At 35.2% G+C, this 14,411-nt stretch carries 18 protein-coding genes; 4 read left to right on the forward strand and 14 right to left on the reverse strand.

Features of this window, described 5'->3' with window-relative positions:
- The first annotated feature begins 67 nt into the window (after positions 1-67).
- The 3 genes from X927_RS06745 (at position 68) to yqeK (ending at position 1,530) form a co-directional block, all read left to right on the forward strand.
- A complete protein-coding gene (locus X927_RS06745) occupies positions 68-595 on the forward strand; it encodes a cob(I)yrinic acid a,c-diamide adenosyltransferase (protein ID WP_169925185.1) in 528 nt (175 codons plus the stop codon).
- 10 nt (positions 596-605) lie between these two features.
- On the forward strand, positions 606-887 hold the full coding sequence (locus X927_RS06750; RefSeq protein WP_103077444.1) for a DUF503 domain-containing protein: 282 nt from the start codon (positions 606-608) through the stop codon (positions 885-887).
- Positions 888-957: 70 nt separating this feature from the next.
- Entirely contained in the window at positions 958-1,530 is a 573-nt protein-coding gene (yqeK, locus tag X927_RS06755; protein ID WP_103077332.1) for a bis(5'-nucleosyl)-tetraphosphatase (symmetrical) YqeK, read from the forward strand.
- Between the two features lie 10 nt (positions 1,531-1,540).
- Here yqeK and X927_RS06760 read toward each other — a convergent pair whose 3' ends face one another.
- Positions 1,541-2,371, reverse strand: coding sequence for a M23 family metallopeptidase (locus tag X927_RS06760; RefSeq protein ID WP_103077445.1), 831 nt, complete (start codon positions 2,369-2,371; stop codon positions 1,541-1,543).
- Positions 2,372-2,641: 270 nt separating this feature from the next.
- Between X927_RS06760 and X927_RS06765 the strand changes: the two genes are divergently transcribed.
- Positions 2,642-3,574, forward strand: a complete 933-nt coding sequence (locus X927_RS06765; protein WP_103077333.1) for an inorganic phosphate transporter — start codon at positions 2,642-2,644, stop codon at positions 3,572-3,574.
- A 30-nt stretch (positions 3,575-3,604) separates the two neighbouring features.
- Here the strand turns inward: X927_RS06765 and X927_RS06770 are convergent, their stop codons facing one another.
- Genes X927_RS06770 through X927_RS06830 form a run of 13 tightly spaced genes read right to left on the reverse strand, consistent with a single transcriptional unit; the run spans position 3,605 to position 14,204 of the window.
- A complete protein-coding gene (locus tag X927_RS06770) occupies positions 3,605-5,443 on the reverse strand; it encodes an FAD-dependent oxidoreductase (protein WP_103077334.1) in 1,839 nt (612 codons plus the stop codon).
- A gap of 24 nt (positions 5,444-5,467) precedes the next feature.
- Entirely contained in the window at positions 5,468-6,577 is a 1,110-nt protein-coding gene (locus tag X927_RS06775) for an NADH-quinone oxidoreductase subunit D (RefSeq protein WP_103077335.1), read from the reverse strand.
- On the reverse strand, positions 6,564-7,118 hold the full coding sequence (locus X927_RS06780; RefSeq protein ID WP_103077336.1) for an NADH-quinone oxidoreductase subunit C: 555 nt from the start codon (positions 7,116-7,118) through the stop codon (positions 6,564-6,566). Before X927_RS06780 ends, X927_RS06775 begins: the two co-directional genes overlap by 14 nt.
- Positions 7,102-7,662, reverse strand: coding sequence for an NADH-quinone oxidoreductase subunit NuoB (locus X927_RS06785; RefSeq protein WP_103064976.1), 561 nt, complete (start codon positions 7,660-7,662; stop codon positions 7,102-7,104). Before X927_RS06785 ends, X927_RS06780 begins: the two co-directional genes overlap by 17 nt.
- Positions 7,663-7,685: 23 nt before the next feature.
- Entirely contained in the window at positions 7,686-8,588 is a 903-nt protein-coding gene (locus tag X927_RS06790; RefSeq protein ID WP_103077337.1) for a respiratory chain complex I subunit 1 family protein, read from the reverse strand.
- Positions 8,585-10,426: a proton-conducting transporter transmembrane domain-containing protein gene (locus X927_RS06795; protein ID WP_103077338.1), complete on the reverse strand. Its 1,842-nt coding sequence runs from the start codon at positions 10,424-10,426 to the stop codon at positions 8,585-8,587. The genes X927_RS06790 and X927_RS06795 overlap by 4 nt, the downstream gene beginning before the upstream one ends.
- Complete coding sequence (locus X927_RS06800) at positions 10,427-11,848, reverse strand: complex I subunit 5 family protein (RefSeq protein WP_103077339.1); 1,422 nt, start codon at positions 11,846-11,848, stop codon at positions 10,427-10,429. It lies immediately after the preceding gene.
- Entirely contained in the window at positions 11,841-12,176 is a 336-nt protein-coding gene (locus tag X927_RS06805) for a sodium:proton antiporter (RefSeq protein ID WP_103077340.1), read from the reverse strand. Before X927_RS06805 ends, X927_RS06800 begins: the two co-directional genes overlap by 8 nt.
- A complete protein-coding gene (locus X927_RS06810; protein WP_103077341.1) occupies positions 12,173-12,898 on the reverse strand; it encodes a Na(+)/H(+) antiporter subunit B in 726 nt (241 codons plus the stop codon). The genes X927_RS06805 and X927_RS06810 overlap by 4 nt, the downstream gene beginning before the upstream one ends.
- Entirely contained in the window at positions 12,898-13,143 is a 246-nt protein-coding gene (locus tag X927_RS06815; protein WP_103077342.1) for a Na(+)/H(+) antiporter subunit B, read from the reverse strand. The genes X927_RS06810 and X927_RS06815 overlap by 1 nt, the downstream gene beginning before the upstream one ends.
- A complete protein-coding gene (gene mnhG / locus X927_RS06820) occupies positions 13,136-13,474 on the reverse strand; it encodes a monovalent cation/H(+) antiporter subunit G (protein ID WP_103077343.1) in 339 nt (112 codons plus the stop codon). Before mnhG ends, X927_RS06815 begins: the two co-directional genes overlap by 8 nt.
- Positions 13,471-13,722 (reverse strand): monovalent cation/H+ antiporter complex subunit F, encoded by a 252-nt coding sequence (locus tag X927_RS06825; RefSeq protein WP_103077344.1) that lies wholly within the window; start codon positions 13,720-13,722, stop codon positions 13,471-13,473. The genes mnhG and X927_RS06825 overlap by 4 nt, the downstream gene beginning before the upstream one ends.
- Positions 13,719-14,204, reverse strand: coding sequence for a Na+/H+ antiporter subunit E (locus X927_RS06830; RefSeq protein WP_103077345.1), 486 nt, complete (start codon positions 14,202-14,204; stop codon positions 13,719-13,721). Before X927_RS06830 ends, X927_RS06825 begins: the two co-directional genes overlap by 4 nt.
- Positions 14,205-14,411: the final 207 nt, after the last annotated feature.

Consider the following 14,411-nt stretch of genomic DNA (forward strand, 5'->3'; position numbering starts at 1 on the left):
CGGGGTGAAGGGGCGCTAAATAAAATTTTTAACGACAATATTAAATAATAAAAAGGAGAGATGCATTGTGTCTATTACAACAAAAACAGGTGATAAGGGTGAAACCTCTCTTTGGAGTGGAGAAAGAGTATCAAAAGACGACATAAGAGTGGAAGCTTACGGTACCGTAGATGAATTAAACTCATTTCTTTCAGAAGCAAATTATTATCTAAAATCTCATGAAGTAAAAAAAATAATAAACGAAGTACAGAATAATTTATTCAAAGTAGCAGGAGAGCTAGCTTCCAAAAGCCAAAAATATAAATATCCTATTCAAGAAGAAGATGCACTTAAAATTACGAATTATGTTTATGAATTTGAAAACAGGTTGAATCTAAAAGGCTTCGTAATGCCGGGAAAGACCATACAATCTGCAAAATTAGACATTTGTAGAACAATAGCACGAAGAGCAGAAAGACGAATTATCGCTTTAGATAAAAAAGAACCGTTATCGGAACCATTAAAAAAATATGTAAATCGATTATCTGATCTGTTATTCGTATTAGCCCGTTTTGAAGAGTACATAGAAGATAAAATTGAATTCAAAAAATGGTGAGGGAGTTAAAATGTTCTGCATCAAATTAGAATTGAAAATTAGGTTATTCGGAATCAGCTCTTTGAAAGACAAAAGATCGGTAGTGAAAACACTGATAAACTCACTAAGAAAAAAGTACAATGTATCTGCTCTAGAAGGAAATTATAACGACTCGAAAAATTACTTGGGAATATTCGTATCGTCGTTAAGTCAAAGTAGAGATTACTTACTAAATCTTATCGAACAAATAGAGGATGACATCGAACTTAATTATGGTTTAGAGATTGAAAAGGAAGACTACTCAATTTTTTAGGAGAAGGAGCGCTAAAGCAAGTTTTAGAGTTTCTAAAGAGATTATTACCACATAGTTAGGAGGATATAATTTGGAATTAACCAGCACTATAGAAGAATTAAAAAAGTATTTAAAAATAACTATTAAGTCTAAAAAAAGATTAGAACATATCTACAATGTTGTTAATTTCTCAAAAAAATTAGCCCAAATCCACAGACTTCCAGAAGGAAAAGTTGAAATTGCAGCGTTAGGACACGATTTATTTCGAGATGTTGAACCAAACCGATTAATCAAATTGGCAGCGTTTTATAAAATTCACCTCGATAAATTCGATAAAAATCGCCCCATTCTCTTGCACGGAAAGGTAAGTGCGGAATTTTTGGCAAGGAAATTCCATATTGACGATGATATATACCAAGCGATATATTATCATACCAGCGGTTATGAAAAAATGGGTGATATAGGAAAAACGCTTGTTATTTCCGATTCAGCCGGAGATGACAGGGATTTTGAAGGGGTTGAAGAACTGAGAAAGGTATCGATCATATCTTTGAATGAAGGGTACAAATTAGCGATTAAAAACAAAATAAGCTATGCATTAGCGAAAGAGAGATACATATTAGAAGATACATATAAGACATGGAACGCATTGTGTCAAATTTGATGAATTAGAATCAATTTCCACCTAAGCCATATTCGTTTTCTGTGTTATCCAACACATAAATTCTATTACTAGAAGGCAGGAATACTAACGGGTCGTAATTTGTATCAGCTTTTTTAACTTCGAAGTGAAGGTGAGGACCTGTACTTAAACCTGAATTTCCCACTCTTGCTATCATTTCGCCTTTTTCGACATATTGGCCCTCATACACATTTATTTTAGAAAGATGACCGTAAACATAAGAACCATTTGAAGACTCTATTTCAACCATCAAACCATATCCTCCGTTTTCGCCAACGAACTTCACTTTTCCCGTTTCAACACAAAAAACGGGTGTGCCCATAGGTGCCGCAAGATCGATTCCTTTATGAAAAGAATACTCTTTAGTTATAGGGTGAACCCTATATCCATAAAGAGAAGAAATAGTGCCATAAACCGGCCATATTATATTTCTTTCGTTATTGAAACCTTTTCCTACAACACTTTTAGGGATAAAAAGTTTTTGATTTACAAAAATAGTTGTCGTATCGAGGTTGTTTGCTTTAACTATATCAGAAACACTAGTGAAAAATAATTTAGCAATATAAGTTAGGTTATCTCCCTCTTTGACTTCATAGATATACCCTTCCGGTTGAGGAATTAATATTACTTGTCCAATTTTTAAATTGTTGGGAGATAAATTAGAATTCCAATCCAAAATAGTTGAAATGGATACATTGTATTCAATTGAAATACTATATAATGTTTCGTTACTTTGAATTTGATGTTCCACAATAGAATAAGACGAAAACGTTAATACCGCCAAAATCGAGATAATAAAGAATAGAACTGTTCTTTTACGAATGCCCAAAGTTTTTCCTCCCTGTAATGGTTCAACAGATGAATAACGAATACGAAGTTATTATACCATAGGATAATCTTTCTCTAGTAAAAAATAAATTAACAATTTCTAAATTTACTTCCTCTTATTTTGATTTTTCTAATCATTGACATCTATTAAAATTGGTGCTAAAATAGAAAAATCTCTTCTGAGAAAAGCCTATGATTGCCAATAAGGTAAAAATGGGCTTTAATTTTTTAAATATTTTCAATAAAATGGGGGAATATTTTTAATATGCTTTTATTTTATTTAATTCCAGCTATTTTGTTAGGATGGTCCTTAGGCTCCAACAATTCTTCCAATATATTTGGACCAGCTGTAACTTCTGGACTGGTTTCATACAAAAAAGCTATTATTGTATCTGCATTTTTTGTTTTTGTCGGTTCGGTTGTTGGAGGTATAAATGGATTAAACACTTTGGGGGCTTTGACCAATTTAAATATTGAACTACTGTCATTAGCCTTATTTTGTGCTTTTTTAGCGATGATATTTATGAGTTTCTTTGGGCTTCCCGCATCTGCTACCCAGGCTGTTGTGGGAGCTCTGATCGGTTTAAGTATTCTAAAAGGGACATTCAATTCACTCATTTTAACAAGAATTTTCATTTCATGGATACTTACACCTATTGGTGCCTTAATCTTTGCTTTTATATTATATAAACTTTTGGCCCTAATGTTTAGAAAATTTTTGGGGATTACAGCCCAAGATAGGTTCTTAAAAGTACTAACATGGATCGCTATTTTTTATAGTGCATACTCATTAGGTGCAAACAACGTTGCAAACGTTACTGGAGTATTTGCAGACGTTTTACTTACTCCTAGCTTTTTACTTATTATAGGTGGTTTATCAATAGCAGTTGGAATTTTAACTACTAACAAAAAGGTTTTGTATACCGTAGGGAAAGGAATTGTTGAATTGGACCATTTTTCATCATCTGTATCGATTTTGGGAACAGGGGTTACCTTGTGGATCTACTCTTTAATTGGTGTCCCCGTCAGTGCTGCACAGGCTACAATAGGTGCTATTGTGGGTGTTGGAATAGCAACAGGTACTAGAACTTTTGATACAGGCACGATAATGAAAGTAATATTTGGTTGGGTAGGAACACCTATGATTTCTGGAATTATTTCTCTTATAGTATTATTTTTAATTCAATTATTATCTTAAAAAGAGGGGAGTTGCTAAACTCCCCCTTTTTTATTTTGAAAATTGTTTGTCCATTATATATTGGTCTATTCCTTGAGCCGCTTTGTGCCCATCTGCAACTCCATGAATTACATCTGGCCCATGCACTATATCGCCACCTGCAAACAACCATGGTACACCTTCCACTTGACCGTACTCGTTTGTTTTTATCCTTCCTCTTTCTATCTTCATGTTATTTTGGATCTCTTCCGGCAAATAGCTGTAATCCGGAGCCTGTCCAACAGTCATTACCACCATATCCGCATTTATCGTAATAGTGTTATTTTCATCGTATTTTGGATTGAATCTTCCGTTTTCGTCGAATACTTCCACACATTTCCTAAATAACACACCTTTCACTTCTCCATTTTCAACTATTACTTTCACGGGACCCCATCCTGGATGGAAAATTACCCCTTCTTCTCCGCCTTCAACAATCTCGTCTTCATCGGCAGGCATCTCATCAAAGTTTCTCTCTAAACTGAGGACATGTACTTCAGATTTATTATATTCCATGTTTTGGAGTCTGAGCATGGACCTTGCAACATCCATGGCAACATTTCCTCCCCCTATTACCACAAGGGATTTCGGTATATATGGTTTTGGGCCTTCTCCTCTGACATAATTTTTCATTTCTTCTAAAATTGTCAAAGAATCAAAGACTTTTTCATGATCAGATCCTTCGATGGGAAGCTTTCTACCTTTGTTGAATCCAGTTGAAACAAATATTACATCGTTTTTTGCTTTTAATTCTTCTAAAGTGATATCCTTTCCAACTTTTGTATTCGTTATTATCTTTACTCCCAGTGATTTTATGTAATTTACATCTTGCTCAAAAGCCGTGTCTGGAAGTCTATAAGCAGGACCTCCATAATTAAGAACACCGCCTGGCCTGTTCTTTTCCTCATAAACAGTTATTTCATATCCCATTAAAGACAAGAAATAAGCTGCAGAAAGTCCGGCAGGTCCAGCTCCAACGATGGCAACCTTAGCGTTAGCCTTTTTTATAATTTCCTGATCTAAAATCTCTGGATATTTATCCTGTGGAACGTTATCCACTATATATCTTTTCAACCATCTTATGGCTATAGGTTCTCCTCTGTGACCTATGGTACAAGCTGTTTCACATCGATGAGTACAAATTCTACCGCATACCGCGGGCAAAGGATTTGTTTTATAAAGATCTTTCAAACCCGTTTGAAGATCATCTGTATATATATCTTTTATGTAATCTGCTATGTTCATATGTGCTGGACATGTCTTTTCACAAATATTACATTCCACACATCTTGAAGCCTCTTTTACAGCCTGTTCTTTTGAAAATCCTTTAACCATCTCGATGAAAGAGGCTTTTCTAATTTCTGGTGGATCAATTTCCATCTCTTCTCTTTCTAAGTCAAGTAAGTCTGAATCTTCATCTCTAACATAACCTAGTGGTTTTTTAATTCCATGGATTCCTTCCTCTGTGGGGATAAAAAAGAAGGTATTTGGATCTTTAGATATATGCACATATTCTTTGGTCATCTGTAACGAACCAGTGGTGCATATATCTACACATAAACCACAAAAGCTGCATCTTCCATAATCTATAGCAGGCCTTTGTGGTTTAGAACCTTCTACATCTGGGAGTTCTTCGAACTCTATCATAGTTATAGCATCTGTTGGACATATTTTTGAACAAGTACCGCAACCGATACATTTTTCCCAATCGTTTATATGAAAACCTCTATATCTATCCGAAGCCTCTCGAGGTGTTATTAAGATATCTTCCATAGGAACACTAACAGGCTTTTTCGTAAGGTATTTCCAGGCCCTTGCTGGAGCAAAAAAGCTTTTTTCAGGTGTATTCATCATATTCACCTCTTCTTTTATTTTTTATCTGTCTATTTCTGGAGGACATACCCCCATTGTTTCCATCCAAAGCGCTGCATCCTCTATCCTCGTACCGGGCAAATATTTTTCTACCCCCAATAAACCTTGTGGATAGGATGCCCCCCTAACAGCAACTCTATAAGGTTTATCTTCTCCTTCTGAAACCATATAATAACCATATTCTCCTCTCGTGCATTCGATATGAGTGTAAACTTGACCTTTTGGAACACGCCATCTTAAGGCATTCCCACTAGATATTTTGTTCCATACTTTACCTTTTTTGGGCATTTTTTCAATTACCTGTCTTATTATTTTTATGCTCTGATAGGTTTCGAGGTATTTGAAATAAACCCTTGTATATCCATCTGAATAGTTTGCGGTTGGGACATAAAATTCTACTTGGTCATACCTTGCATACGGGTCTACTTTTCTAATATCGTATGCTTCTCCCACAGCCGATCTCATACCTATTCCAGTAACTCCCAACTCCCAAACAACCTCTGCAGGTAACAACAATTTATCTTTGGTTCTTCTCTGAAAGAGGGAATTCTTGAGAATCAAATCTTCATATTCTGGAAGTCGATTTTCTAAATAATCGAGAAAACTCTTTATCTTTTCGATAGTTTCCTCACTCAAATCCTTTCTTACGCCACCTGGTACGATATACATATGGTAAACTCTTGCCCCCGTTATCTCTTCAAAGATATCCAATATAAGATCTCTATCTGCGAGTCCCCAATTGGGTCCAGTGTAGAGTCCCACAGGTCCTCCTATTCCTCCAAGGGACATTAGATGATTTGCGATTCTTGCTAGCTCTAAGATTATCATCCTTATCCAATGAGCTTTTTCAGGGACTTCAATTCCTGTTAATTCCTCTATCGCCATGGCGTAAACCATCTCATTAATGTCAGGTTCTGGTACACAAATCCTTGGTATGAGCGCAAGGTTATTCATCCAAAGTCTTCTTTCCATAAGTTTTTCAAATCCTCTATGCAACATACCAGGCATAGGCCTTGCCCTGACGATGGTATCTCCATCAACATACATATGTACGCTGAAATTCCCGTGCATTCCCGGATGATTTGGCCCCAAGTATAATTTAAGTTCTTTCATTTATTCCACCTTCTTTTATGACTTCTTTCACAACGTTTTTGGAAAGTTCCACATCATACTTTCTATCAGGAAATTTACGCTTAGAATACTCTAACGGATCAAAATCTTTTCTCATAGGTGGTTTATCGTCCCATAATTCTAAGAACAACGGTTTTTCAGAATCTGAATTACCTTCAAACTTCACACCAAAGAACTCATGGATATCCCTTTCGTAGTATCTGGCACCAGGGAAAATATCTATGATGCTTATATATTCGGGGTTTTCTCTTTCTATCTTTGTTTTTACTAAAAAAGTAATCCCATTTGTCCAATTGAAGAGGACATAAACTAACTCAAATTTGTTTTCTTCAATCCAATCGACACAGGTTATCATGCTCAACTGTTTCCAACCTTTGTCCTTTAAATAGGTCAATATTGTTGGTACATTATTTTGATCAACAACTATGCTTATTTCATTTTTCTTTGGTGTTGTGAAATCTTTTATATCTAAACTTTTTTCAAGAATACTTATCAATTCTTTGGTATCATTCGTGAAATTCATCCTTTACATACACCTCCCCTAAAGAACGGATTTGGTTATTTCGATACCAATCGTAATTTTCAACATATTTTTTCCATCCATTGGCTTCACCTTTTGTTATCATGTTCTCAAGAGTTTTAAAAGTATTCATTATAGCCTCAGGCCTTGGCATACATCCGGCAAGGTAAAGATCAACTGGAAGATAATAATCTAACCTGTTGATCACTGCATAGGAATCATAGTATATTCCTCCGTTTAAAGTACAAGACCCAAAGCCCACAAGATATTTTGGAGTCATCATTTGTTCATAAGTGTATATAACTCTTCTTAAAGTTTTAACGCTTAGATAACCTGTTATAAGTAGAACATCCGCTTGACGAGGCGTTGCCATAGGACCCATACCCAATCTTTCCATATCGAATCTAGCTGTCATAGTTGGCGGAAGTTCTACCGCACCACAACCTGTGCAATAATGAAGCATCCATAAAGATTTACCTCTGAAGATGTTCTTTATCTTTTCCCAAAAAGTTATAGTATCGTTTAAATCTTCTTCAAAGATGTTCATCTGTTCTATTTTCTCTTCATTTGTCATACGTTCACCCCCAGTCCTGTAAAAATTACTATCGCAGCTTGAACTAGTGATAGCACTATTGGAACTCCGTAGAAGAATGTTACAACATTCTCTATTCTAAAACGAGCCGAAACAGCATATATCACTGTAACTAAGGTATAAACAAAAAAGTATTTTATTAAGTATTCAATTAAATTTCCTCCTCCTAAAAATAGGTTCACGAACAAACCGACTTCAACTAACGTTGCAAACTCGTGTTGTAGCATCAACATACCGAAATGTTTTCCTCCATACTCAACCATAGGTCCAGAAGCTATTTCTGCTGGTGCTATGGGCGTATCAAATGGGACCTTGTTAAGCATACCAAGTAAGGATATAAAAGCTACTATAGCTCCTAAGGGCATAGTAAAAATATGCCATCCGAAAATCCCATTCATTTGTTGTATCTGTGCCAATTCACTGAGTGAAGAAGTACCATAAACGTGTATCATGCCGAATACAACTATCATAAATGGGACTTCATAAGCAACCATCTGGGTCAACGCCCTCATAATACCTATTCCTGCCCAGGCGTTTCCAGAACCGGAAGCACTCATGGCCATCCCAAGAGAACCTATTGCTAATAAATAGACAACTACAAAGAAATTATCAAGGCCATTAAAAGCCACGATATCGCCAAAAGGTAAAAACATAAAAGTGGCAATAGTTCCTCCCAAAGCCATCATCACACCAAAATCATAAATAAAACCATGTGTTATAGATGATTTTGATAGAGCTTTGAAAATATCCATAAAAGTTTGATACCATGGTGGTCCTACTCTTCTATGAACTTTAGCCGTAACTTTTCTTTGAATACCATCAAGAGATACTTGCCATAAAAATCCGATGAAAACTATCATCAAGGCTATCAAATAACTCATATTTTATCACCCCAGAAAAAGGCTATTGTTATTATCACAGAGATCCAAAACACACCTACAGAAGCGTTTGAAGAAAAGAACCAACTTCTGACAAGACGGCCAAACTCGTTTACTCTTAAAGCTATGGCATCATAAAATTTTTCCACTGATGGATGATTTTTATACAATCTTTCAAAAGGAGCGTAATAGTTTTTGGCATAATGATAAGATTCAGGATCGTATATAAATTCGCCAGCAGTGTAAGTGTTCATTTGATCAACGGGCCGAGCATTTTTATGTGTGTAAAAAATTAAAGCGGCTATAATGAAACCTATTACGAAGACGGCTGTAATCACTAAAGAATCCCACATGCCACTAAAGGAATATATTTTTGAGCCTTCTACACTGATTGGAACAATATTCAAAGAAGCCTGAATTTTCGAAATAAATCCTAACATTTGAGAAGGAAACACACCAAAATATATTGTCAGTAAGGACATCACAAGCATAGGGATTTGCATCATAAAGGGAACTTCTTTCACATCGTTGTGTTTAGGTGATAATTGACCTAAAAATACTGTAGCAAGAGGTCTAAAAACGTACATGAAAGACCCTATGCTTCCAAAAAAGGTGGCAAAAGCTATAAACATAAGTCCTTTGCTCGCTAAACCTTGAAAGATCAGCCATTTTGACGCAAATCCACTGGTGGGTGGTATCCCGGCAATGGAAATTATGGCAATCAAGTAAGCGGCAAAGGTTACAGGCATCTTTTTAATCATCCCACCCAGTTCGCTCATATTTGTGGTACCCGTTCTATAGGCTACCGCTCCGATAGTTAAAAACATAGCGGCTGATGCCATTGCATGATTGAAGATGTGCATCATTCCACCCGCGAATCCTACTTGATCTAAAAGCGAGATACCTATCAATATGTATCCTCCATTCGCGACGGTAGAATAAGCTATCAATCTTTTAGCGTCTTCTTGTTTTATTGCCATAAGGGTGCCAACTATAATGCTTATTGCTCCCAAAACCATAATTATATAATTTTCATAAGGGACACCGATTATATGAATGTGGTTAGAAAAAATCTGCGAAGTGGGTATAATTGCACTAACCAACAACGCTATAAATGCCCCCATTTTAACTAATCCTCCCGAAAGAACTGGAGAAAAAGTGTGAGGAGCGTTCCCATGGGCAATGGGGAGCCACGTGTGAAATGGGAAAATTCCTAGTTTTGCAAGTCCCGCGATAATAATTACAAAATAAGCCATTACAGCCGTATTGGGACTGCTAATTAAATTCTGTGAAATACTTTTTATATCAAAGGTTTGAAACAGTGAATATAAATACATTATTGCAAAAAACATTGAGAAAGAACCGACCGTGCTGATTGCATAATAAACTACAGAGGCCTTCCTTGATTTACCAAGGGGGATTATAAACAAAGAAGACCAAACTACCATCTCCCAAAATATAAATAACGTAAGGAAATCCTTGGCAAAGAACACCCCCAACGTAGAAACTACAGAAAACACGTAGAGCATATTGTATGAAGCCGGATTAACCATTTTTTCTACCCAATAGGGATTAAAAAAAGACACAAGAAAATAAGTTAAAACCATTATTATGGAAAAGAACCAACCATAATTAGAACTCACCAATTGCAATGAAAATCCTCCAAAAGACCAAAGGTTAAATACTGTTCCAACATCGTTCATATATCCAAACAAAAATACCAATACAAACAACGTTGAAAAAATGGTAAAGTAACTACCCAACTTTTTGTTTATCTTTGTCAAGAAAAAAGTCAAAACCGATAACAACAAACCTGTAATTAACAGAGAGTTTAATGCCATCTACATCACTCCCACTGATAAATAAGATAAGGATTCCTTCAAAGGTGTTGATACGTTCTGCACAAAATCTCCAAATAATTCTGGGTAGATTCCTCCCATAATGAATAAGAACCCAACAACTACCGCTACGACACTTATGACAAATAGCTTGTTCATCGAAAATTTGGTTGTTAATTTTTCAGTTGCTTCCTCGTGTTCTTCACCTGGTACCCATAGTTTGACTAGCATCCTTATATAATAAACACCTTCCAACAAACTTCCCAACAATATTACTAATGGAATAATCCAGTTGGTATTAAAAGCAGTGTTTATAATGTTGAATTTTGCATAAAAACCGTAGAACAAAGGAAGACCAATCAAAGACAAAGCAGAAACTGTAAATCCAAAACCTACTAGAGGATACTTTCTAAATATTCCAGCAGCTTTATCGATAGAATCACTTGAATTATTCTCATAAACGTTCGCGGCTGTAGAAAACATCACTAACTTAGCAAAGGCATTATTTATTAGTTGTAAAACAGCTGCGTACCCCCCACCTATTAAAAATAGTCCAGTAATTAATCCTGCCTGTCCAATACTTGAGAAAGTAAGTATTTCTCTCATATTCTTTGTAGCTGTGGCAGAAGCTTCGGCAAAGATAAAGGTAATGAAAGTAATTGCGATAAATATATTAAACAAAGGCCCGCTAACGGTAATTAAATTGGAAAAAAACCTTCCAAATACCAAAAAAATCGTTGATGCATAGACAGCAGAAAATAATGGGGCAGTCAAGGTGTTTACATTAGAATAAATACCTCTAACCCAACTATTAAAAGGTATAAGTTTTGCCTCAACCGCTAAACCTGAAAAAATTAAAATGGAAACTATCAGTTGAATATTTTGTGAAAGTCCTGAAAAGTGAACGGACAAATCAGACATGTTAAGACTTCCAACAACGGCATATACAATAATTATTCCAAGTAAATATAAACTAGATCCCACGGAACCTAATACCAAATAATTAAACGTTTGATGGTACTTTCCATGTAACGTTGATATTATATAAGCTGAAATGGTGGCTATTTCAAAGAAAACGTAGAAGTTAAATAAATCGTTAGTTAACACCATTCCATTGAGTCCAGCTAAAGCAATTAACAAAGGCAATGAATATTTTCCAATCTTCTTCATCCCAATCAGAGAAGAAACGAGAAACAAAACATTAATTAATACTATCCCGAATAAAGAATAATTATCTACCAACAAGTTGATACCAAATGGTGGTTGCCAACCTCCAAGTTCGTAACTTCCTTTTTGTGCAAAAAAAGCAAAGATGGTGTTTAAAACCAAACCAAAAAACAAAAGAGATTTCGAAAAGCTTTTAAACATTACCCCAACGAACGCTAGAAGTAAAGGGATAACTATTAAAAGTACAGGATTAATCATCTGAACCACCTCTAATTTCGTCTATTTCGATAGACCCTTTTTCAAAGTATACTTTTCTAATAAAAGCCAAGCCTAAAGCAGTAGTTCCAAAACCGATAACAATCGCAGTTAACACCAACGCTTGAGGGAGTGGATCAACATAATTTGAAACAGATTCAAGCGTTATAATTGGTGCGTTACCACCTTTAACGTATCCAATAGATATAATGAATAAATTCAAACCTAATTCTAAAAGGTTCAGTGAAATAAGCATCTTAATCAAATTCTTCGATGAGAGTAAGCCGTAGATTCCAACAAAAAGTAGCACTAAAAATAAATACTGAATCATTTTTCTCCCCCCTGTGTTAAAAAGTTGCCAATGATATTTGACAATTCAGAACCAACTTTTAAACCTATCAAAACGTATAGTATAGGTGTTAATCCTGCGCTGAAAAGTTGACCAATCTCGCCCGAAGGCAAAAAGTTGTATAAAAATGAATTAAAAGCAAAAAGCCCTATTAACCCTAAGACTATAACCAAAACTCCCGAGGTGCCTTCAAGTACGTTGAAGGCTTTCATCTTCTCTTTAAATTTATCATCGCTTATGTACATCAATAAAACCGATGAGGCTATCATTGCACCACCCGGAAATCCTCCACCCGGAGTTAAATGACCATGAATGAATATATATATTCCAACGATCAATATAATGCCTGTTATAATTCGAACACCAGCTTTGAGAATGAAATTTGGTTTTACTCGAAAGATAATCCTTTCTTTTCCTACATTTAAAAGCAAGGCTACCCCCATTGCCGAAATGAAAAGGACGGTTAATTCTCCTAAGGTGTCAAATCCTCTATAATTAACAACTACAGAAGTAACAATATTAGCCGATCCTGTTTCCGGTGAAGGTCTGGTTTCATCTACGTTCTTTTCTATATATTTTTGTGAAACGGTATTATTTAAATCTGTCTCACCGTACTTTGGAAAGAAACTTTCTGAATCGTACAGTAATGAAAAAATAAAAAAGGCTAAAGCAAACGTTAATAAAGCTGAGATAAACTTCTTCATTATTTCTCACCACTCTTCTTCATAGTCATCAATGTAAATACGAAAAGCGAGGTCATCAAACCAGAACCTATAACAGCTTGAGTTATAGCAACATCTGGAGCTTTCATGATTATGAATTCCACAACTGAGAGCAAAGACGTTATAGATAAAAAAACAATGGAATTTAACAACTTTTTCGATTCAATAGCCATCAAAGCGAAGAGGATCATTATAAAACCAATGATTACACCAATTGTTTCAATCATCTTGACTCATCTCCTCTTTTTCATACAAACCTTTTAAGTCATCTTTTTGTAATTTTGCTATTCTTGCACCATGTAAGTAGGAGGCGCGAGCTAAAACGGAACTCCCAACGGGATTAGTGATGGTCATAAAAACAACTAAGATTAGTGACTTCAAAAACCACGAAGGGTTTAAAAATCCAACTCCTAAAATTAAAGAAAACGCACCTAAAGTAGTGGCTTTTGTACCTGCCTGTATTCTATTGAAAACATCCGGCATTCTGAATATTCCCAAACCTCCCAACAGATAGAAAATTCCTCCAATAATTATTAAAACATCTCCGATCACCTTCATTTTTTCGCCTCCAAATATCTTGAAAGAACAACCGTTTCCAAAAAGGATAGCACTCCATAAACTATTGCAATATCCAAATAAATTTCATTTTTAAAAATATGTGATAGCAAAACAATAATTCCTGTGATCATAACGTTCATTGTATCCAAAGAAACGATTCTATCGGTTACTTCAGGACCAATTATCATTCTCAAGACAGAAAAAAATATACCTATTCCAATCAAACTAAACACGATAATTTCGATCATTTGTATATCCTCCTCAAAATTTTTTCGAAAGTCCCCGTCACGTACTTTTTGTAATCTTCTTCGTTTTTACCCTTTATATCTATCCAATGAATGTATAGGTTTTCTTCATCGGCATCTATTGCTAGTGTCCCAGGGGTTAAAGTAATGGAATTAGCTAAAGTTAACTTGCCAACATTTCCCTTCAAATCAACAGGGATTTTCACAAAACCTGGGTTTAAAGGTATTTTTGGTGTCAAAACCCTCCTTGCAACATCGATATTTGATAAAAACATTTTGTACACAAAAACAGGTACGTATACAACCACAAATAAAGGTAGTTTGTAAACAACAGAAAGATCTAATTCATAATCCACAAGACCTGAAATGACTCCTGCTAAAACAATTGAAACTAACAACCCTACGATCAATTCAGAAAGGTTAAAAGAAGTCAAAAACAGCCAAATTACTAGAAGAACAATAAAAGTCGAAACAAATTTCTTCACAACAATCCCTCCACTTTATATAGTTTGTGAAAAAAACCTCATACTGGATAAGCCGAAAAATTTTATTCCTATACATTATACCAGTAAGAGGTATAATTCCAAAATCGAAAAACAACCTTCTAATCGGCTATAATCGTACTTAATTACCTTTAATTACCCCTAAACGCTAATTTTCTATGGTATTAATTTTTTATGGTATAATTGAAT

The organism is Petrotoga mexicana DSM 14811, assembly GCF_002895565.1.
Lineage (GTDB): Bacteria > Thermotogota > Thermotogae > Petrotogales > Petrotogaceae > Petrotoga > Petrotoga mexicana.